This window comes from Chromobacterium indicum, from assembly GCF_039708975.1.
Lineage (GTDB): Bacteria > Pseudomonadota > Gammaproteobacteria > Burkholderiales > Chromobacteriaceae > Chromobacterium > Chromobacterium piscinae.
Genome location: NZ_JAYFSJ010000017.1, coordinates 73,068 through 90,947 on the forward strand (window position 1 = coordinate 73,068; position 17,880 = coordinate 90,947).

Here is a 17,880-nt window from a genome sequence, read left to right on the forward strand (position 1 = left end):
CGTCAAACGCCCAGGCGGGTTCCCACCGGCAGGCTCTTGCCGGCGACGAAATCGCGCGCGGCCAGCCGCTTGCCGCCGGCGGCCTGCAGCACGGTCAGCCGCACCAGGCCCTGCCCGGTCCCCACCAGCACGCCGTCGGCGTCGGCGGACACCACCGCGCCCGGCTCGGCGGCGCCGGCCTCGGCGCTGGCCAGCCACAGCTTCAGCGGCTCGCCGCCAAGCTGGGTGAAGGCGCCCGGCGCCGGGTTGTAGGCGCGGATCGCGCGGGCGACATCTTCGGCCGGCAGCGTCCAGTCGACCTCGGCTTCGGCCTTGGACAGCTTTTGCGCGTAGGTGACGCCGTCTTCCGGCTGCTTTTGCGGCGCAATCGCGTCCAGGCGGCCCAGCGTCTCGACGATGGCCTGCGCGCCGCAGGCGGCCAGCTTGTCGTGCAGCGTGGCGGCGGTTTCGTCGGCGGCGATCGCCAGCGGGTGGATGCTCAGCATGTCGCCGGTGTCGAGGCCGACATCCATCTGCATGATGGTGATGCCGGTTTCCGCGTCGCCGGCCAGGATGGCGCGCTGGATCGGCGCCGCTCCGCGCCAGCGCGGCAGCAAGGACGCGTGGATGTTCAGGCAGCCGCGCGCCGGAATCTCCAGCACGTCCTGCGGCAGGATCAGGCCGTAGGCGGCCACCACCATCACCTCGGCGCCGATGTCGCGCAGCATCTGCTGCGCTTCCAGGTTGCCGCGCAGCTTTTCCGGCTGCTCAACGCGCAGGCCATGCGCCAGCGCCACTTCCTTGACCGGACTCGGCTTCAGCTTCATGCCGCGGCCGGCCGGCCGGTCGGGCTGGGTCAGCACCAGCGCGATCTCGTGGCCGGCGTCTATCAGCGCGCGCAGCGCGGCGGCGGCGAATTCCGGCGTACCGGCAAAAATCAGTTTCATCTTGATCAGTTCCCCGACAACGACAGCGGCGCCGTCGCGCGGCGCCGCCTGCTCCTGGCCATCCGGCCGGAAATTACATGTTCTGCTTTTCGCGCTTTTTCAGCTTGGTCTTGATGCGGGTCTGCTTCATCTGCGACAGCCGCTCGACGAACACCACGCCGTTCAGGTGGTCGATCTCATGCTGGATGCAGATCGCCAGCAGGCCGTGGGCCTCCAGCTCGAACGGTTTGCCGTCGCGGTCCAGCGCCTTCACCTTGACGTGTTCGGCGCGGGTCACCTTGTCGTAGATGCCGGGCACCGACAGGCAGCCTTCCTCATAGACGGTCTCGCCGTCCTTGGCGACGATTTCCGGGTTGATGAACACCCGGCGCTCGTCGCGCTCCTCCGAGATGTCCATCACCACCAGGCGGCGATGGTAATCGACCTGCGTGGCCGCCAGGCCGATGCCCTTGGCTTCGTACATGGTCTCGAACATATCGTCTATCTGCTGCTGCAACGCGGCGTCGAAAACCTCCACCGGCTTGGCCACCGTGTGCAGTCTTTCGTCCGGGTAATGCAAAATGTTCAACAGCGCCATTGCTATCCACTCACTCCAAGTTGTCGTATTGCCGCGCCCGCGTCGATAATAGAGCGGTTCGGCGCAGCTTCGTTCCTCTCCGGCGCCGCGCCTTGGCGCGCCGGCATCAAAATTGGGATTCCTCGCATGCGTAAACGCATTATATCGCTTGCCCTGCTGATGGGGCTGGCCTTTCCCGCCTTTTCAGACGATCTGACCGTCAAGCCCGACGCCCCCTCGCGCTACACCGTCGCGCGCGGCGACACGCTGTGGAGCATCGCCGGCCATTACCTGCAAAGCCCTTGGCGCTGGCCGGAGCTGTGGCGGATGAACCGCGACCAGGTCCGCAACCCGCACTGGATCTACCCGGGCAATGTGCTGGTGCTCGATTACGTCAACGGCCGGCCCAGGCTCAGCCTGGCTTCCGACATCCAGCGCGAGGTCAAGTTGTCGCCCCAGGCCAGGCCCGAGGAGCAGGACCGCGCGATCGCCAGCATCCCGGCCGAGGCGATCGAGCCCTTCCTCGCGCGGCCGCTGGTCGTCGATCCCGCCCAGTTCGCCACCGGGCCGAGGCTGGTGGCCGGACCGGACGAGCGGCTCAGCATCACCCAGAGCGACCGCGTCTACGCCAGCGGCGTGACCGAGAACGGCACCTGGCAGGCCTACCGGCTGGGCAAGCAGCTGGTGGACCCCGACAGCAAGGAAGTGCTAGGGGTCGAAGCCGTATATGGTGGCGATCTGGCGGTAGACAAGCTGCGTCCCGACATCCAGACGCTGACCGTCCGCAGCGTGGCCGGAGAAGTGCTGGTCGGCGACCACCTGGTGCGCGCGCCCAAGGCCGCCTTCGTCAACTACATGCCGCGCCGGCCGGAAGAAAACCTGCGCGGCAAGATCATCGCCGTCTATCAGGGCATAGACGGCGCCGCCCAGTACTCTACGGTGGCGATCAATCTCGGCGAGCGCAACCACATCGAGCCGGGCCTGGTGTTCGGCATCTACAAGAAGGGCAACTCCATCACCATCGCCGACGCCGCCGGCAAGAAGCGCGAAACCCAGCTGCCGACCGAGCAGGCCGGCTCTCTGTTCGTCTACCGCGTGTTCGACAAGGTGTCCTACGCGCTGGTGCTCGATAGCCTGGGCGCCCTTTACGTCGGCGATAGCGTCGCCACGCCGGAAGACTGATGACCACTGAACTGCAAGCCTGGCTGACGCTGGCGCTGACGCCCGGCATCGGGCCGGTCGGCTTTCTCAAGCTGATCGACGCGTTCGGCTCCGCCGGACACGCCGCCGCCGCCCGCGCCGCCCAAACCGAGAAGCTGGTGGGCCGCGAGGCGGCCGAGGCGCTGCAAGCCGGCGCGGCCGCGGAAGACGTTCAAGCCGCGCAGGCCTGGGCCGCGGGCGACGGCTGCCACCTGATCACGCTGCAGGACGACGACTACCCGCCGCAACTGGCGGAAGCCGCGTCGCCGCCGCCGCTGCTGTTCGCCCGCGGCCGGCGCGAACTGCTGGCACGGCCGATGCTGGCCGTGGTCGGCAGCCGCGCCGCCACCCCGCAGGGCAAGCGCAACGCCGAAGACTTCTCGTCCGCGCTGGCCGCCCACGGCTACACCATCGTCAGCGGCTTGGCCAGCGGCATCGACGCCGCCGCCCACCACGGCGCGCTGGCGCACCCGGCGTCCACCATCGCGGTGATCGGCACCGGCATCGACCGCGTCTATCCGGCGTCCAACCGCCAGTTGGCGCACCGCGTCGCGGCGGAGGGCCTGATCCTGTCCGAGTTCCCGCTGGGCATGGGGCCGCTGGCCGGCCACTTCCCGCGCCGCAACCGCATCATCGCCGGCCTCGCCCTCGGCTGCCTGGTGGTGGAGGCCGGCACCGCGTCCGGCTCGCTGATCAGCGCGCGGCTGGCGATGGAGAGCAACCGCGACGTGATGGCGATACCGGGCAGCATCCACAACGCCCAGGCTCGCGGCTGCCACCGGCTGATCAAGGACGGCGCGCGGCTGGTGGAAACCGTGGACGACGTGCTGGACGAGATCGGCCGGCTGCCCGCCGCGCCCGCCGCCGCTGAGCGGGAAACGGAGCCGGAAGCGCCGCCGCTGCTGCTCAGCATGGGTTGGGAACCGGTGCTGGCGGACTCGCTGGCCGGGACGCTCGGGTTGACTCCCGGGGAGGTTTACGCGATGCTGCTCGAACTGGAACTGGCAGGCCGCGTGGCCAGCCTGCCGGGCGGCCGCTTCCAGCGGCTCGCACAACTCTGAGCGCCCAGCGTTCTTCATGAAAAATACCGATGTTTGACGTACTCACCTATCTATTCGAGCAATACAGCGATCCCGCCGCCTTCGGCGATCGCGGCGCCCTGACCCGCCAGCTGAACGCCGTCGGCTTCGACGACGACGACATCGGCGAAGCGCTGGACTGGCTGGACAGCGTCAGCGAAACCAGCGTCGAGCCTTATCTGGGCGCCGACGAGGGCAGCGGCCTGCGCGTCTACGCCGACAGCGAGCTGGAACACTTGCCGCCCGACGTCCGCGGCCTGATCCAGTTTCTGGAAGACAACGGCGCGCTCAGCCCCGCCCAGCGCGAAATGGTGATCGACCGCCTGCTGGAGCTGGACCCCGAGGACCTGGACGTCGATACCGCCAAGCTGCTGGTGCTGATGGTGTTGTGGGCGCAACAGGCGGAACTGCCCATCTTGCTGGGCGAGGCGCTGCTGGAAGCGGTGCATGGCGAACCAACCATGCAATAGCTTGTCAGCCTCGGTGTAGCGGGCTTAACATGCCGCCGACCGATCGTGACCCTATTTAGCATTCAAGAGCGCCCTTGCGCTCTTGTTTTGTTTGACGGATATAACAAGATGTGTCGGCCGGGCGCGTCCGGCCTCGAATTTTGCTGAAAAGATAATATGCCCTCCAGCCTCCTGATCGTTGAATCGCCATCGAAGGCGAAAACGCTGAAAAAATACCTGGGCCCGGACTTCGAGGTCCTGGCCTCCTACGGCCACGTGCGCGATCTGGTGCCGAAGAACGGCGCCGTCGATCCGGAAAAAGACTTCGCGATGAAGTACCAGCTGATCGCGCGCAACAGCAAGCACGTCGACGCCATCGTCAGCGCGGTGCGCGAAGCCGACCACGTCTATCTGGCGACTGACCCGGACCGCGAAGGCGAGGCCATTTCCTGGCACCTGGTGCAGATCCTCAACAGCAAGAAGCTGCTGAAGGACAAGACCGCCCAGCGCGTGGTGTTCCACGAGATCACCAAGAACGCGGTGCTGGACGCGATCCAGAACCCGCGCGACATCGCGCAGGACCTGGTGGACGCGCAGCAGGCGCGCCGCGCGCTCGACTACCTGGTGGGCTTCAACCTGTCGCCGCTGCTGTGGAAGAAGATCCGCCGCGGCCTGTCCGCCGGCCGCGTGCAGAGCCCGGCGCTGCGGCTGATCTGCGAGCGCGAGAACGAGATCAAGGCCTTCGAGCAGCAGGAATACTGGTCGGTCCACCTGGACAGCCACAAGAGCCGCACCAAGTTCTCGGCCAAGCTGACCCAGCTCGCCGGCAAGAAGCTCGACCAGTTCGACATCCCGAACGAAGCCGAGCAGGCCGCCGTGCTGGCCCGGCTGCAGAATCTGCCGGCCACCGTCGGCTCCATCGAGAAGAAAAAGAAATCGCGCAGCCCCGCCGCGCCGTTCACCACCTCGACGCTGCAGCAGGAGGCCGTGCGCAAACTGGGCATGACCACCGACCGCGCGATGCGCACCGCCCAGCAACTGTACGAGGGCATGGACATCGGCCAGGGCACCGTCGGCCTGATCACCTATATGCGTACCGATTCGGTGGCGCTGGCCAATGAGGCGGTGGAGGAAATCCGCGGCTACATCGGCCTGAAATGGGACGCCGACTTCCTGCCAAAGAACCCGGTCGCCTACAAGAGCAAGGCCAAGAACGCCCAGGAAGCGCACGAGGCGATCCGCCCGACCTCCATCCTGCGCACGCCGGAGATGGTCAAGCCCTTCCTGACCACCGACCAGTTCAAGCTCTACGACATGATCTGGAAGCGGACGCTGGCCTGCCAGATGGCGCCGGCCAAGTTCGACACCACCAGCGTCGACATCCTGGTGGGCGAAGGCGTGTTCCGCGCCAGCGGCCAGGTGCAGACCTTCGCCGGCTTCCTCGCCGTGTACGAGGAGGACGTCGACGACGCCGAGGACGAAGACAACGCCAAGCTGCCGCAGCTGGCCGAAGGCGAAGAGCTGCCGGTGGACAAGCTGTACGGCGAGCAGCACTTCACCCAGCCGCCGCCGCGCTTCTCCGAAGCCAGCCTGGTGAAGGCGCTGGAAGAATTCGGCATCGGCCGGCCGTCCACCTACGCCAGCATCATCTCGACGCTGAAGGACCGCGAATACGTGATCCTGGACAAGAAGCGCTTCCTGCCGACCGACACCGGCGACATCGTCAACAAATTCCTGACCGAGCACTTCGCCCAGTACGTCGACTACAACTTCACCGCCAAGCTGGAAGACCAGTTGGACGAGATCGCCAACGGTGGCCGCCAGTGGGTGCCGGTGATGGACACCTTCTGGAAGGGCTTCAAGAAGCAGATCGACGAGAAGGAAAGCATCTCGCGCGCCGAGGTCACCACCGAGAGCCTGGACGAGGATTGCCCGAAATGCGGCAAGCCGCTGTCGATCAAGTTCGGCAAACGCGGCCGCTTCATCGCCTGCACCGGCTACCCGGAATGCGATTACACCCGCAACATGGGCGAGACCGCGGAGCAAGCGGCCGAGGAAGCCGAAGCGCCGACGGTGATCGAAGGCCGCTCCTGCCCGGACTGCGGCGGCGAGCTGCACATCAAGAAGGGCCGTTACGGCAAGTTCATCGGCTGCGCCAACTACCCGAAGTGCAAGCACATCGAGCCGCTGGAAAAGCCGCGCGAGACCGGTGTCACCTGCCCGGAATGCAAGACCGGCCAGTTGATCGAGCGCAAGAGCCGCTACGGCAAGCTGTTCTACAGCTGCAACACCTACCCGAAGTGCAAGTACGCGACCTGGAACCCGCCGATCGCCGAGCCGTGCCCGAAGTGCAACTGGCCGATCCTGACGATCAAGACCACCAAGCGCCGCGGCACCGAGAAGGTGTGCCCGCAGAAGGAATGCGGACACGCCGAGCAGATCGCGCCGCCGGAAGGCAAGGACACCGCGCCCGCCGAAGAGGCGTGAGCCCGGCGCTCCCGAACCGATCAACAAACAGCCCTGCCGGCCTTGCCGACAGGGCTGTTTTTTTCGCCATATTCAAAGCCTAGGCAGAAATATCCCGCCTATTCGGTTTCTCCCAAAAAGGTGAAATAGCCCATAGGCACATGCACGCTGCGCAAGGTCGGCACCGCGCCGACCTCCCCAAGCAAGTCGACAGCCTGCAGATAATGGCTGTTCGAATGCGGCACGCACCAGAGCATTCCAATCTCCACCGAGGCGCTGCTCGGCAACCCTCTGCCGTTCGGCCCCTCCAGATGCAGCTTCAGCTGGCCAGCGTAGTGCGGCGGCGCGATGACGGAGACCCGCAATTCCTGGCTGTCTTTGACAACCGTTACCATGCCGCTATCGAATGCCGCATCAGGATCGTCGGAATACATCCGCAGCTTGGAGCCCTCCGGCACGCGACGGCACCTCATAACAAAACTGAACTGCTCCGGTGTACCGTCCTGATTGTGGAAAACCAGCGATGTTTCTCCCAGCTTCGGCACCGTATCCACGTTGCGCCACGCAGCAGCGCCGTTATTGATAAGCCAAGTCACGAAGTTCCAGTTTCCCTGCTCGATCGTCAGCGGATTATTTTTTGTAAAGAAATCAGCATCAGTTATCGTGGCGACAAGGCAGACATGCCCTAGAGGCAGATCGGCAACGAAAGCTTCCGACGCTCCGCGCTCACCGGTCGTCAACTTGGCTGGGTGACCATTTCTATCAAGAATGTTTCCTTCTTCCTGATCACCATCGCGCGTACGGCATTGAACCCAGGAGCTAGCCGTTTGAGTAAAACCAGCCGGCACGGCGAACATCCGCACCTTGATACCAGAAATTTCCCCTTCAAATCCTAGGTTTTGACAGCGGGCATAAGCATAATTGACACCTGCCTTGGGTGGATTAACTGTCGAGTCCCAATGGTCAATCAGATCTCTCGGAGTTAAGACCAAGACTTGAGAAGTGACAATATCCAAGGCATTAAAATAATTAGGAGATGGAATAACTCCCCCATCGCCTGGATATTTTCGGCATAATATGCCACGCCATTGCCTGAACGATACCCTGGCGTACTGCAGCGCCTCCACCTGGCCAATCCCCATCGCCGCAGCTAAACTCGTAGCCAATATATCAGCGCTCGCACCTTGACTCGTCCAATATGTGTCGATGTACACTGCTGCGAACACATTTGAAAAAAGTTGATTGGATGTCCTTGCAGGCATTTTTTTACGGACCGTAATCATTGCCTGAACATCACTATCCCCCTTCATCTGCCTTAGAATGACACTACCCCAAAGCTCCGACTCGGAATCAAGCATTCCGGGCGCACTCACTGCTTCTTTAACGATATCGTTCATGATATAAACTCCACGCCAAAAGTGACTAACGCTGAAACAGCCCCCGCAACGAGATGATCTAATTTCCGTGCGCAATGCACACAGTCAGGCCGCCATTTGGGCTGAACGCACATCAAGACTCTCACCATTTCCGATCATTAAATCAAAATGAAATATGAAAATAGCAATTGTTCTATTTATCGGCATCTTACCAAATTAAACTTAGCGCTATTTTAAATAGATCGCCTGTCAGAAAGCACAGGGCGCACAAATCCTGATTCCACACTTATTGCCAGAAAACCATTAATGCAACTCATAATCTTGAGCAATAAAAAGATTCGGCCACAATATGATGCTTCTGCTGGTGATTGCCGGAATTCTACGGATTGACAATGGTTGATGCGGAAAAACGACATCAGCCTTGCCGGTGCTGGCCGCTGCAGCCTGATGTTGTCGACGGCCGCCGGATGCGGCGCATCCAAGCGCCATTGCGTCCATGACAGAGGGAGCCCCGGCTCAGGAGAAGCCGGCCACAGCCGCCGCTGTTGCGGATCGGCATCACCCGGGCAAACCCGGCCGTTACAGGCGGCAAGCCGGCATCATGGATAAGCAATTGATTATATTTAAAAGCACTGTCCATCCAGCGCTATAATCGCGGTCTATGGCGCGCCACCCTCGACCCAATCTGTCCCGGCGCCGCGGATCGCCGCCGCGACACGCTCCCTGCGCAGGCCCTGGGAGCCGCCGAGTCAGCATCAATGAATAGAAACCATGAAAGTCAGCAGGCACCTCCTGCTCACCGGCGCCGCCATCCTCACCCTGCTTGGACTCGCGGGCCACGCCTACCTGATCCTGCCCGTTGCCTTCCCGATCGCCTTCGTAGGCCTGTCCGCCGCCGACCGCTAGCAGATCGCCGACATGACGCCGCACGCCGCAGCGATGCTGCTGCCGCTGGATGCCTTCCATGGCCACGATCTGATGTTCTACCGCGCCGGCAGCCCCGTGTACCGCACGCTGGTGGCGCGCGACTCGCGCTGGCAATTGCTGGGCGAACAGGGCGTGGTTCCAGAAGAACCGGGCTGCATCCGCGTCTATCCGGGCTATCTGTACAGCCGCCTGCCCTGAGGCGCCCATCTCAAACTCGTGCGCCTGCCTCCGCCTCGCGGATCTCGCGCGCCAGGAAGTAATTGAGCGCGGTGCGCAGCACGGCGATGGCGCCGAGCTTGCCGATCTGGTCCCAGCTGGGCGCCACCGCGGTGGACAGGATGTCGGCCGCCAGCTGCAGCTCCAGCGCCAGGGCGAGAAAACGCGCGAAGGTCAGCCGCAGCCGGTTGTAGTCGCTATGCTGCCCAGCCAGGGCCTGCCGCAGCCAGCGGCCCGCCACCAGCAGCACCCCGGCGGCGATCGCCAGCGCGCCGCAGGCCTCCACCGCCAGCTTCAGCCACAGCGCCAGGTTCTGCACCAGCTCTTCGACGCCGGCCTGTTGCGGGGAAATCCACATATCGCTCTCCTGTTTCCTGACAAGACAAAGGCCCCGCCGCGGCGGGGCCTTGTTGTCAGAACCGGACGACCAAGTTCGGTTCCCTCAGCCGAACAGCACGATGCCCCAGACCGTGGCCAGATTGATCAGCCCCAGCAGCTGGGCGGCGCTGCCCATGTCCTTGGCGCGCTTGGCCAGCGGATGGCGCTCCAGCGAAGTATGGTCGACCGCCGCCTCGATCGCGGAATTGAGCAATTCTATGATCAGCGTGGCCAGGCTGCTGGCCACCAGCAGCGCGCGGGCCAGCGGCGTGGTGTGGACGATGAAGGCGGCCGGAATCAGGATCACTGCCAGAATGGTCAACTGGCGGAACGCGTCCTCATGGCGGAACGCCGCCTTCAGGCCGTCCAGCGAATAGCCTAAGGCGTTGACCAGCCGGGTGATGCCGGTCTTGCCCTTGAACGGACTTTCCTGCGGTTTTCCCATCATCGCTCCACAATCCGGCGGCGCCGGCTTTCAAAAGACCGGCATGGTAGCGCGGATGCGCCGTGCGGCAAAGCGCTCAATGCTGGCAGTGCCGCTCCAGCGCGTCGAGGTACAGGCCGGCGACATTGATGCCGGTCTGGTCCATGATCTCGCGGAAGCAGGTCGGGCTGGTGACGTTGACCTCGGTCAGGTAGTTGCCGATCACGTCGAGGCCGGCAAGCAGGATGCCGCGCTTCTTCAGCTCCGGCCCCACTGCCTCGGCGATCTCGCGGTCGCGCGCGCTCAAGGGCCGGGCCTCGCCGCGGCCGCCGGCCGCCAGGTTGCCGCGGGTCTCGCCGGCCGCGGGAATCCGCGCCAGGCAGTGGTCGACCGGCACGCCGTCTATCACCAGGATGCGCTTGTCGCCGTCGCGGATCTCCGGGATGTAGCGCTGCGCCATCACCGTGCGCTTGCCGCGCCAGGTGATGGTTTCGATGATCACCGACAGGTTGGGATCGTCCGGCTTGACGCGGAAGATGCTGTCGCCGCCCATGCTGTCCAGCGGCTTCAGGATCACGTCCTGGTGCTGGTTGACGAAGGCGCGCAGGCGGTGGGCCTCGCCGGTGATCAGCGTCGGCGAGATCAGCTCCGGGAAGTGCAGGATGGCCAGCTTCTCGTTGAAGTCCCGCAGCGCCTGGCCGCTGGTGAACACCTTGACGCCCTGCTCCTCGGCCAGCGAGAACAGCTGGGACGCGTACAGGTATTCCATGTCGAACGGCGGGTCCTTGCGCATCACCACCGCGCTGAAGGCGGTCAGCGGCTGGCGCAGCTTCTGGCCCAGCTTGTACCAGTTCTGGCGATCCTCGGTGATGGCCAGGTCGCAGGCGTCCACCTGCAGGCGGCCGCCCTCCACCGACAGCTGGCGCGCCTCGGCGAAGCTGAGCGCGTGGCCGCGGCGGTGCGCCTCCTCCATCATCGCGAAGGTGGTGTCCTTGTAAATCTTGAAATGTTCCAGCGGGTCGGCAATGAACAGGATGCGCATGTCTGTGCTCCAGCGGGGTTATTCGGCGTCCGGATCGGTGGCTTCCAGCTCCAGCGAGGCCGCCAGCAGCGCCAGCCGCGAGATCACGCCGTAGGCGTAAAAGCGGTTGGGCGCGCAATCGGGCAGGCCCTTGCGGTCCGGCAGGCACGGCGTCTCGAACGACAGCGGCACGAAGTGCATGCCCGGCGCGTTCAGGTTCTCGTCGATGCCGCGGCCGGTGTGCACGCGGTAGAAGCCGCCGATCACGTAGCGGTCCATCATGTAGACCACCGGCTCGGCCACCGCCTCGTTGACGGTCTCGAAGGTGTAGACGCCCTCCTGGACGATCACCTCGGACACTTCCAGGCCTTCCTTGACCACCGACATCTTGTTGCGCGCCTTGCGGTTGAGGCCGATCACCTCGTCCGGGCTCTTCACGCTCATCACGCCCATGCCGTAGGTGCCGGCGTCAGCCTTGACGATGACGAAGGGATCGTTGTCGATGCCGTATTCGCGGTATTTGCGGCGGATCTTGTCCAGCATCTGCGACACGGTCTCGGCCAGCTGCTCCTCCCCGGTGCGGGCGTGGAAATCCAGGCCGCCACAGCTGGCGAAATAGGGATTGATGGTCCACGGGTCGATGGAGATCAGCCGGGCGAAGTCGTCGCACACCTTGTTGTACGCTTCGAAATGATGGGTCTTGCGGCGCACCGCCCAGCCGGCGTGCAGCGGCGGCAGCAGCGTCTGCTCCAGATTCTTCAACTGGTCTGGGATGCCGCTGGACAGGTCGTTGTTGAGCAGCACCACGCAGGGGTTGAAGCCGTCGGCCAGCACCAGGCGGTTGCCGCGGCGCTCCAAAGGCTCCAGCGTCAGCTTGTCGCCGTTGGCGGCGACCAGCTCGGTCGGCTCGATGATCTCCGGGCTCAGCGAGCCCAGGCGCACCTTCAGGCCGGCCTGCTCGAAGATGTGCACCAGGGTGGCGACGTTCTGCAGGTAGAAAGTATTGCGGGTGTGGTTTTCCGGAATCAGCAGGATGCTGCGCGCTTCCGGACATACCTTGTCCACCGCGCTCTGCGCCGCTTGCACCGCCAGCGGCAGGAATTCCGGGTTCAGATTGTTGTGGCCGCCGGGAAACAGGTTCATGTCCACCGGCGCCAGCTTGAAGCCGCTGTTGCGCAGGTCCACCGAGCCGTAGAACGGCGTGGCGTGGGCATGCCACTGGCTGCGGAACCAGTGCTCGATCTGCGGCTGGGCGGCCAGGATGCGGCTTTCCAGCTCGTAAAGCGGACCGGTGAGAGCGGTGGCCAGGTGCGGAACAGGTGGCATGATATCCCCTTGGAACGGACGTTGAATTCGCTAATGGTGGGGGTGGCGACAGTCATATTCAAGTGCCGGCGCGCAATGCGGCCCGCCAGGCAGGCGAAAATCCGGCCCCAGCCGCAGAGCGGCGGCCCGCAGCGCAGGCATTCCCGCGGCGGCGATTTCCTCGCCTTTCGCCAGGACTCTCATCATAGCCCGCCGGACAAACAAAAAGGCGCCGCGAAACGCGGCGCCCTCCAAGGCATGACGGCCAGCCTGATTACAGCGGCCATTCCTCGCCATAGGCTTCGAAGTAGATGTCCTTCAAAGAGTCCCAGTCGAAGAAGTGGTTCTGGCAACCCGGCGTGGTGACCTTGATCGCGCCGATCACATTGGCCAGGCGGCCGGTGATCTTCCAGTCCACGCCGCGGCTGATGCCCCACAGCAGGCCGGCGCGGAACGCGTCGCCGCACCCCATCGGATCCACCGGCTTGATGGGCATCTGCACGCGCGGAATCAGGTGCACGGTGTCGTCGACGTAGATCTCCGCGCCCTTGGAGCCGCGGGTGACGATCAGGGCCTTCACCTTCTTGCGCAGGTCGTCGACGGTCAGGCCGGCGCGCTCGCGCATCAGCTCGCTCTCGTAGTCGTTGATCGCCACGTAGCTGGCCAGCTCGACGATCTCGTGGATCTCGTCGCTGGACAGCAACGGCAGCTCCTGGCCCGGATCGAAGATGAACGGAATGCCCGCCGCCGCCAGCTCCCGCGAGTGCTGGATGAAGGCGGTGTAGCCCCCGGGCGACAGAATGGCCAGCTCGATCGGGTCCTTGATGTCGGACACGTGGTTCTCGGTGGCGAAATCCATCGCGCCCGGATGGAAGGCCATCAGCTGGTTGCCGTCCTTGTCGGCAATGCCGAAGCATTGCGGGGTATACTGCTTGCGGATCAGGCGGATGAAGCGGTCGTCCACGCCCACCCGCTTCAGGTGCTGGCGATATGGCTCGAAGTCCTCGCCCACCACGCCCATCACGATCGGCGTCTCGCCCAGCAGGCACAGGCTGTAGGCGATGTTGCCGGCCATGCCGCCGAATTCGCGGCGCATCGTCGGAGCGAGGAAGGTGGTCGAAATCTTGTGCAGCTGATCCGGCAGGATCTGGCTGTCGAATCGGCCATGGAACGAGAACAGGGTATCGTATGCGAGCGCCCCGCAGACGAGGATAGACATGCCCACTCCGCAAAGTAATCAATCGAACATTTTAACATAAAGTTTATTTTTCGATCATCCCCGGATCGCCGCAAGTTGCGGAAATCCAAGACAATTCCAATGACATCACAGGAAAAGCCGATGAACACCAAACGCCTGTTCGCCTCCCTGCTGCTGGCCGCGCTGCCGCTGGCCGCCCAGGCGGCGCCCTCGCTGGAGCAAAGCCGCTTCGCCGACCTCAACGCCAAGCCGGTGGCCGTGTCCGCCTATAAGGGCAAGGTGACGGTGCTGAACTTCTGGGCCACCTGGTGCGGCCCGTGCCGCGAAGAGATGCCGATGCTGAACGGCCTGCGCAAGAAACTGTCGCCGAAAGGCGTGGAAGTGGTGGGCGTGGCATTGGACAGCAAGGAACAGGTGGAGCCCTTCGTCAAGCAGCTGAAGATCGGCTACCCGATCCTGCTGGGCAACGACGACACGCTGGACCTGATGCGCAGCCTGGGCAACAAGACCGGCGGCCTGCCGTACACGCTGGTGCTGGATCGCCAGGGCAAGGTGGCGGCGACGCTGACCGGCAAGTTGGACGAAAAGAAGCTGGAAGCGGCGGTGAAACCCTACCTGTAAGTCCAGCCCCCTCTCCCCTTGCGGGAGAGGGGATCTCCATCCCGGCTCAAGCCGCGCCGGCGCGCCTCAAGCAAACCTGCTCGACCAACGGAGCCATCTCCTCCGGCACCGTCCGTTCAATTCGCCAATAACGGCGGCAGTCGTCCGTCCGGCCTATCCAGTCGCCCTCCACCAGCTCGCGCCGGATCAGCACGTGATCGCCGAAAGCTTCCAGCGCGCGGATCGCGGCGTTTGCCCCCGGCTCATCCCACTCCCCGCCGCGCGGCAAGCCGGACCACAGCGCCCACAGGCAGGCGCGCTGCTCGCTGAATTTCTTCGGCCAACGGATCAACCGGCCCTCGCCATCGAAATGGCGCAGCAAGCGCCGGGACTCGGCCGACACGGTTGCCGGTTCGGCGGGAGTAGGCCTGTCGTGCTCGGCGCGCAGATGCTGAAAGTTCTGGAAACCTGCGGAACGCGCCAACATATTGAGGATTTGCAGATGGCCGGGCGCTTCGGCCTCCGCCATCCACTGCCGCTTCAGGGAGCGGGCAAGGGACGAGATATCGCTGCTGTAGAACGGATAAACGGTGCGAGACATGGTTCGAATCCTGTCTGCGTGCCAAGGTCGGGAAGGACTGCCGCGGTCGCCGTTGCGGCCTGGCACGAGGTTCGAGCCAAGCGAGATGATGAGTGCTGCAAGCCAAGACAGGTTTAGCGTGGCGAAATCGCCGGCGACGCCTGGGTGAACTGTTGACCCGCCGCCATGCTAACACCATGGCATGGCCTTGCAAAGCGCGGCGGCGGGCCGACGCAAAAAAGCCGACGCGGTCGCGTCGGCTTTTGCTTGGCTGCCGGATCAGGCGATCAGGCCAGGCGGCCGTGGCACTGCTTGTACTTCTTGCCGCTGCCGCAAGGGCAGGCGTCGTTGCGGTTGATGCGCAGGCCTTGCGAGGCCAGCGCTTCCGGCGACAGCGGATTGTCCTCGTCGTCGCCCAGCGCCGAACCCGGCTCGGCGTGCTGCATCTCGAAGTCAGGCAGCGAATGCGGCTCCACCGCATCCACGTCTTCCTGGCCGCGGATCTGCACCGTCATCAGCACTTGCACCACGCTGCGCTTGATGCGCTCCAGCATGTCGGCGAACAGCTCGAAGGCCTCGCGCTTGTACTCCTGCTTCGGGTTCTTCTGCGCGTAGCCGCGCAGGTGGATGCCCTGGCGCAGGTGATCCATCGCCGCCAGGTGCTCGCGCCAGTGGTTGTCCAGCATCTGCAGCACCAGGCTGCGCTCGAACTGGCGCATCACGCCGTCGCCGGCCTGGTCCACCTTGGCCTGATAGGCGGCGGCGGCCATGTCGACGATGCGCAGGCGGATCTGCTCGATGTCCAGATTCGGCTCGGCCTTGATCCACTCGGCCACCGGGGCTTCCAGCAGGAAGTCCGACGCCAGCGTCTTCTCCAGGCCAGCCAGGTCCCACTGTTCTTCCAGCGACTCCGGCGGCAGGTGCAGGTCGACCAGGTCGGAGATCACGCCTTCGCGCATGTTCACCACCACGTCGGACACATCCTCTTCCACCAGGATCTCGTTGCGCTGCTGGTAGATCACCTTGCGCTGGTCGTTGGCGACGTCGTCGTATTCCAGCAATTGCTTGCGGATGTCGAAGTTGCGGCCTTCCACCTTGCGCTGCGCGTTCTCGATCGAACGGCTGACCCACGGATGCTCGATCGCCTCGCCTTCCGGCATCTTCAGGCGATCCATGATCGCGGCGACGCGGTCGGAGGCGAAGATGCGCAGCAGCGGATCTTCCAGGCACAGGTAGAAACGGGACGAGCCCGGATCGCCCTGGCGGCCGGAACGGCCGCGCAGCTGGTTGTCGATGCGGCGGGATTCGTGGCGCTCGGTGCCGACGATGTGCAGGCCGCCGGCTTCCAGCACCGCGGCGTGGCGTTGTTTCCACTCGGCGCGGATGGCTTCGATCCTGGCTTGCTTGTCGGCGTCGGACAGGCTTTCATCCGCCTCCACCGCCTTGATTTCCGGCGCAGGGTTGCCGCCCAGCACGATGTCGGTGCCGCGGCCGGCCATATTGGTGGCGACGGTGATCACGCCCGGACGGCCGGCCTGGACCACGATGTCCGCTTCGCGGGCGTGCTCCTTGGCGTTCAGCACATTGTGCGGCAGCTTGGCCTGGGACAGCAGATTGGCCACCAGCTCGGAGTTTTCGATGCTGGTGGTGCCCACCAGCACCGGCTGGCCGCGCTCGTGGCAGTCCTTGATGTCGGCCAGAATCGCTTCGTACTTTTCCTTGGCCGAGCGGTAGACCTTGTCCTGCGAATCCTTGCGGATCATCGGCTTGTTGGTCGGGATCACCACGGTTTCCAGGTTGTAGATGCTCTGGAATTCGTAGGCCTCGGTGTCGGCGGTGCCGGTCATGCCGGACAGCTTGCCGTACAGGCGGAAGTAGTTCTGGAAGGTGATCGAGGCCAGCGTCTGGTTCTCGCGGTTGATCTCCACGCCTTCCTTGGCCTCCACGGCCTGGTGCAGGCCGTCGGACCAGCGGCGGCCCGCCATCAGGCGGCCGGTGAATTCGTCGACGATCACCACCTCGCCGTCCTGCACCACGTAGTGCTGGTCGATATGGAACAGCGAATAGGCGCGCAGGGCAGCCATCAGGTGGTGCATCAGCGTGATGTTGGTGGCCGAGTACAGGCTGTCGCCTTCCTTCAGCAGGCCGAGGCGGGTCAGGATTTCCTCGCTGTGCTCGTGGCCGGCTTCGGACATCAGCACCGAGTGGGCCTTCTCGTCCACCCAGTAGTCGCCTTCGCCTTCTTCGGTTTCCTGGCGGACGAGCAGCGGCGGCACCGCGTTCATGCGCTGGTACATGTCGATGTTGTCGTCGGCCGGGCCGGAGATGATCAGCGGCGTGCGCGCCTCGTCGATCAGGATGGAGTCCACTTCGTCGACCACGGCGAAGGCCAGCTTGCGCTGCACCTTCTCTTCTACGCTGAACACCATGTTGTCGCGCAGGTAGTCGAAGCCGAACTCGTTGTTGGTGCCGTAGGTGATGTCGCAGGCGTAGGCGGCCTGCTTGTCGTCATGGGCCATCTGCGACAAATTCATGCCGACCGACAGGCCGAGGAAGTTGTACAGCGGCGCCATGATGCCGGCGTCGCGGCTGACCAGGTAGTCGTTGACGGTCACCACGTGGACGCCGTCGCCGGACAGCGCGTTCAGGTAGACCGCGAGCGTGGCGACCAGGGTCTTGCCCTCGCCCGTCTTCATTTCGGGGATCTTGCCCTGGTGCAGCGCCATGCCGCCGATCAGCTGCACGTCGAAGTGGCGCATGCCCATCACGCGGCGCGAGGCCTCGCGGCAGACGGCGAAAGCCTCGGGCAGCAGGTCGTCCAGCGTGCCGCCCTTGGACAGGCGATCGCGGAATTCTTGGGTCTTGGCGGCCAGCGCCTCGTCGGACAGCGCCTGCATCGCCGGCTCCAGCGCGTTGATGCGCGCCACCTCTTGGCGATATTGCTTGAGCAGACGATCGTTGCGGCTGCCGAAAACCTTCTTGAGTAGCGAAGAAATCATGTAGTCGAATCCAGAAACCAGCGGGCCGTTGGGAGTGTCCGCAAAAAATGCTGAAAAGTGTAGCACATTCGCAGACAAGGTTATGGGGGCATCCATGCGCCACATCAAGATGTGAGTCGAGAAATCGCTGTTGGTTTTACGCGACGCTCTCTTAGAGCAAACGCTCGATTCAATTGACCG

At 64.1% G+C, this 17,880-nt stretch carries 17 protein-coding genes; 7 read left to right on the forward strand and 10 right to left on the reverse strand.

What is annotated here, in order from left to right; genetic code table 11:
- Nucleotides 1-2 precede the first annotated feature (2 nt).
- The gene (gene fmt / locus VA599_RS20290) at nt 3-926 is read right to left on the reverse strand and encodes a methionyl-tRNA formyltransferase (RefSeq protein WP_346790310.1); all 924 of its coding nucleotides are present in this window, start codon (nt 924-926) and stop codon (nt 3-5) included.
- A 73-nt stretch (nt 927-999) separates the two neighbouring features.
- Nucleotides 1,000-1,503 carry a peptide deformylase gene (def, locus tag VA599_RS20295; RefSeq protein WP_021475140.1) on the reverse strand — a complete coding sequence of 168 codons (504 nt, stop codon included), beginning with the start codon at nt 1,501-1,503 and terminating at the stop codon, nt 1,000-1,002.
- A 126-nt stretch (nt 1,504-1,629) separates the two neighbouring features.
- Here def and VA599_RS20300 point away from each other — a divergent pair, with 126 nt between their 5' ends.
- From VA599_RS20300 to topA, 4 genes are all read left to right on the forward strand, one after another.
- Nucleotides 1,630-2,664, forward strand: a complete 1,035-nt coding sequence (locus VA599_RS20300) for a LysM peptidoglycan-binding domain-containing protein (protein WP_346790312.1) — start codon at nt 1,630-1,632, stop codon at nt 2,662-2,664.
- Complete coding sequence (gene dprA, locus VA599_RS20305; protein ID WP_104946015.1) at nt 2,664-3,743, forward strand: DNA-processing protein DprA; 1,080 nt, start codon at nt 2,664-2,666, stop codon at nt 3,741-3,743. The genes VA599_RS20300 and dprA overlap by 1 nt, the downstream gene beginning before the upstream one ends.
- A gap of 29 nt (nt 3,744-3,772) precedes the next feature.
- Nucleotides 3,773-4,231: a Smg family protein gene (locus VA599_RS20310; RefSeq protein WP_021475573.1), complete on the forward strand. Its 459-nt coding sequence runs from the start codon at nt 3,773-3,775 to the stop codon at nt 4,229-4,231.
- 156 nt (nt 4,232-4,387) lie between these two features.
- Nucleotides 4,388-6,697 (forward strand): type I DNA topoisomerase, encoded by a 2,310-nt coding sequence (gene topA, locus VA599_RS20315; RefSeq protein ID WP_346790315.1) that lies wholly within the window; start codon nt 4,388-4,390, stop codon nt 6,695-6,697.
- Nucleotides 6,698-6,795: 98 nt separating this feature from the next.
- Here topA and VA599_RS20320 read toward each other — a convergent pair whose 3' ends face one another.
- Entirely contained in the window at nt 6,796-8,073 is a 1,278-nt protein-coding gene (locus VA599_RS20320) for a hypothetical protein (protein ID WP_158677485.1), read from the reverse strand.
- A gap of 750 nt (nt 8,074-8,823) precedes the next feature.
- Between VA599_RS20320 and VA599_RS20325 the strand changes: the two genes are divergently transcribed.
- Together VA599_RS20325 and VA599_RS20330 are read left to right on the forward strand one after the other, a co-directional pair.
- Nucleotides 8,824-8,958, forward strand: coding sequence for a hypothetical protein (locus VA599_RS20325; protein ID WP_267895150.1), 135 nt, complete (start codon nt 8,824-8,826; stop codon nt 8,956-8,958).
- A gap of 12 nt (nt 8,959-8,970) precedes the next feature.
- Nucleotides 8,971-9,177: a hypothetical protein gene (locus VA599_RS20330; protein ID WP_346790318.1), complete on the forward strand. Its 207-nt coding sequence runs from the start codon at nt 8,971-8,973 to the stop codon at nt 9,175-9,177.
- 10 nt (nt 9,178-9,187) lie between these two features.
- Here the strand turns inward: VA599_RS20330 and VA599_RS20335 are convergent, their stop codons facing one another.
- From VA599_RS20335 to VA599_RS20355, 5 genes are all read right to left on the reverse strand, one after another.
- Nucleotides 9,188-9,553: a DUF1622 domain-containing protein gene (locus VA599_RS20335; protein WP_104946013.1), complete on the reverse strand. Its 366-nt coding sequence runs from the start codon at nt 9,551-9,553 to the stop codon at nt 9,188-9,190.
- Nucleotides 9,554-9,637: 84 nt separating this feature from the next.
- Nucleotides 9,638-10,018: a diacylglycerol kinase gene (locus tag VA599_RS20340; RefSeq protein ID WP_031295639.1), complete on the reverse strand. Its 381-nt coding sequence runs from the start codon at nt 10,016-10,018 to the stop codon at nt 9,638-9,640.
- A 76-nt stretch (nt 10,019-10,094) separates the two neighbouring features.
- Nucleotides 10,095-11,039, reverse strand: a complete 945-nt coding sequence (gene gshB, locus VA599_RS20345) for a glutathione synthase (protein ID WP_021475568.1) — start codon at nt 11,037-11,039, stop codon at nt 10,095-10,097.
- A gap of 18 nt (nt 11,040-11,057) precedes the next feature.
- Complete coding sequence (gshA, locus tag VA599_RS20350) at nt 11,058-12,344, reverse strand: glutamate--cysteine ligase (protein WP_346790319.1); 1,287 nt, start codon at nt 12,342-12,344, stop codon at nt 11,058-11,060.
- Nucleotides 12,345-12,597: 253 nt separating this feature from the next.
- Complete coding sequence (locus VA599_RS20355) at nt 12,598-13,542, reverse strand: carbohydrate kinase family protein (protein WP_021475566.1); 945 nt, start codon at nt 13,540-13,542, stop codon at nt 12,598-12,600.
- A gap of 120 nt (nt 13,543-13,662) precedes the next feature.
- On the opposite strand from VA599_RS20355, the gene VA599_RS20360 reads away from it, so the two are divergent.
- Complete coding sequence (locus VA599_RS20360) at nt 13,663-14,142, forward strand: TlpA family protein disulfide reductase (protein ID WP_021475565.1); 480 nt, start codon at nt 13,663-13,665, stop codon at nt 14,140-14,142.
- A 46-nt stretch (nt 14,143-14,188) separates the two neighbouring features.
- Here the strand turns inward: VA599_RS20360 and VA599_RS20365 are convergent, their stop codons facing one another.
- Nucleotides 14,189-14,722 carry a DUF2087 domain-containing protein gene (locus VA599_RS20365; protein WP_346790321.1) on the reverse strand — a complete coding sequence of 178 codons (534 nt, stop codon included), beginning with the start codon at nt 14,720-14,722 and terminating at the stop codon, nt 14,189-14,191.
- 266 nt (nt 14,723-14,988) lie between these two features.
- Complete coding sequence (secA, locus tag VA599_RS20370) at nt 14,989-17,700, reverse strand: preprotein translocase subunit SecA (RefSeq protein WP_021475563.1); 2,712 nt, start codon at nt 17,698-17,700, stop codon at nt 14,989-14,991.
- Nucleotides 17,701-17,880: the final 180 nt, after the last annotated feature.

Excerpts from the sequence above, each read along its gene's own strand:
- VA599_RS20365 (WP_346790321.1), bottom strand. The coding sequence starts at position 14,722 with ATGTCTCGCACCGTTTATCCGTTCTACAGCAGCGATATCTCGTCCCTT.
- def (WP_021475140.1), bottom strand. The coding sequence starts at position 1,503 with ATGGCGCTGTTGAACATTTTGCATTACCCGGACGAAAGACTGCACACG.
- fmt (WP_346790310.1), bottom strand. The coding sequence starts at position 926 with ATGAAACTGATTTTTGCCGGTACGCCGGAATTCGCCGCCGCCGCGCTG.
- VA599_RS20335 (WP_104946013.1), bottom strand. The coding sequence starts at position 9,553 with ATGTGGATTTCCCCGCAACAGGCCGGCGTCGAAGAGCTGGTGCAGAAC.
- VA599_RS20310 (WP_021475573.1), top strand. The coding sequence starts at position 3,773 with ATGTTTGACGTACTCACCTATCTATTCGAGCAATACAGCGATCCCGCC.
- VA599_RS20300 (WP_346790312.1), top strand. The coding sequence starts at position 1,630 with ATGCGTAAACGCATTATATCGCTTGCCCTGCTGATGGGGCTGGCCTTT.
- VA599_RS20325 (WP_267895150.1), top strand. The coding sequence starts at position 8,824 with ATGAAAGTCAGCAGGCACCTCCTGCTCACCGGCGCCGCCATCCTCACC.
- gshB (WP_021475568.1), bottom strand. The coding sequence starts at position 11,039 with ATGCGCATCCTGTTCATTGCCGACCCGCTGGAACATTTCAAGATTTAC.
- VA599_RS20360 (WP_021475565.1), top strand. The coding sequence starts at position 13,663 with ATGAACACCAAACGCCTGTTCGCCTCCCTGCTGCTGGCCGCGCTGCCG.
- VA599_RS20355 (WP_021475566.1), bottom strand. The coding sequence starts at position 13,542 with ATGTCTATCCTCGTCTGCGGGGCGCTCGCATACGATACCCTGTTCTCG.
- dprA (WP_104946015.1), top strand. The coding sequence starts at position 2,664 with ATGACCACTGAACTGCAAGCCTGGCTGACGCTGGCGCTGACGCCCGGC.
- VA599_RS20340 (WP_031295639.1), bottom strand. The coding sequence starts at position 10,018 with ATGGGAAAACCGCAGGAAAGTCCGTTCAAGGGCAAGACCGGCATCACC.
- VA599_RS20320 (WP_158677485.1), bottom strand. The coding sequence starts at position 8,073 with ATGAACGATATCGTTAAAGAAGCAGTGAGTGCGCCCGGAATGCTTGAT.
- VA599_RS20330 (WP_346790318.1), top strand. The coding sequence starts at position 8,971 with ATGACGCCGCACGCCGCAGCGATGCTGCTGCCGCTGGATGCCTTCCAT.
- gshA (WP_346790319.1), bottom strand. The coding sequence starts at position 12,344 with ATGCCACCTGTTCCGCACCTGGCCACCGCTCTCACCGGTCCGCTTTAC.
- secA (WP_021475563.1), bottom strand. The coding sequence starts at position 17,700 with ATGATTTCTTCGCTACTCAAGAAGGTTTTCGGCAGCCGCAACGATCGT.
- topA (WP_346790315.1), top strand. The coding sequence starts at position 4,388 with ATGCCCTCCAGCCTCCTGATCGTTGAATCGCCATCGAAGGCGAAAACG.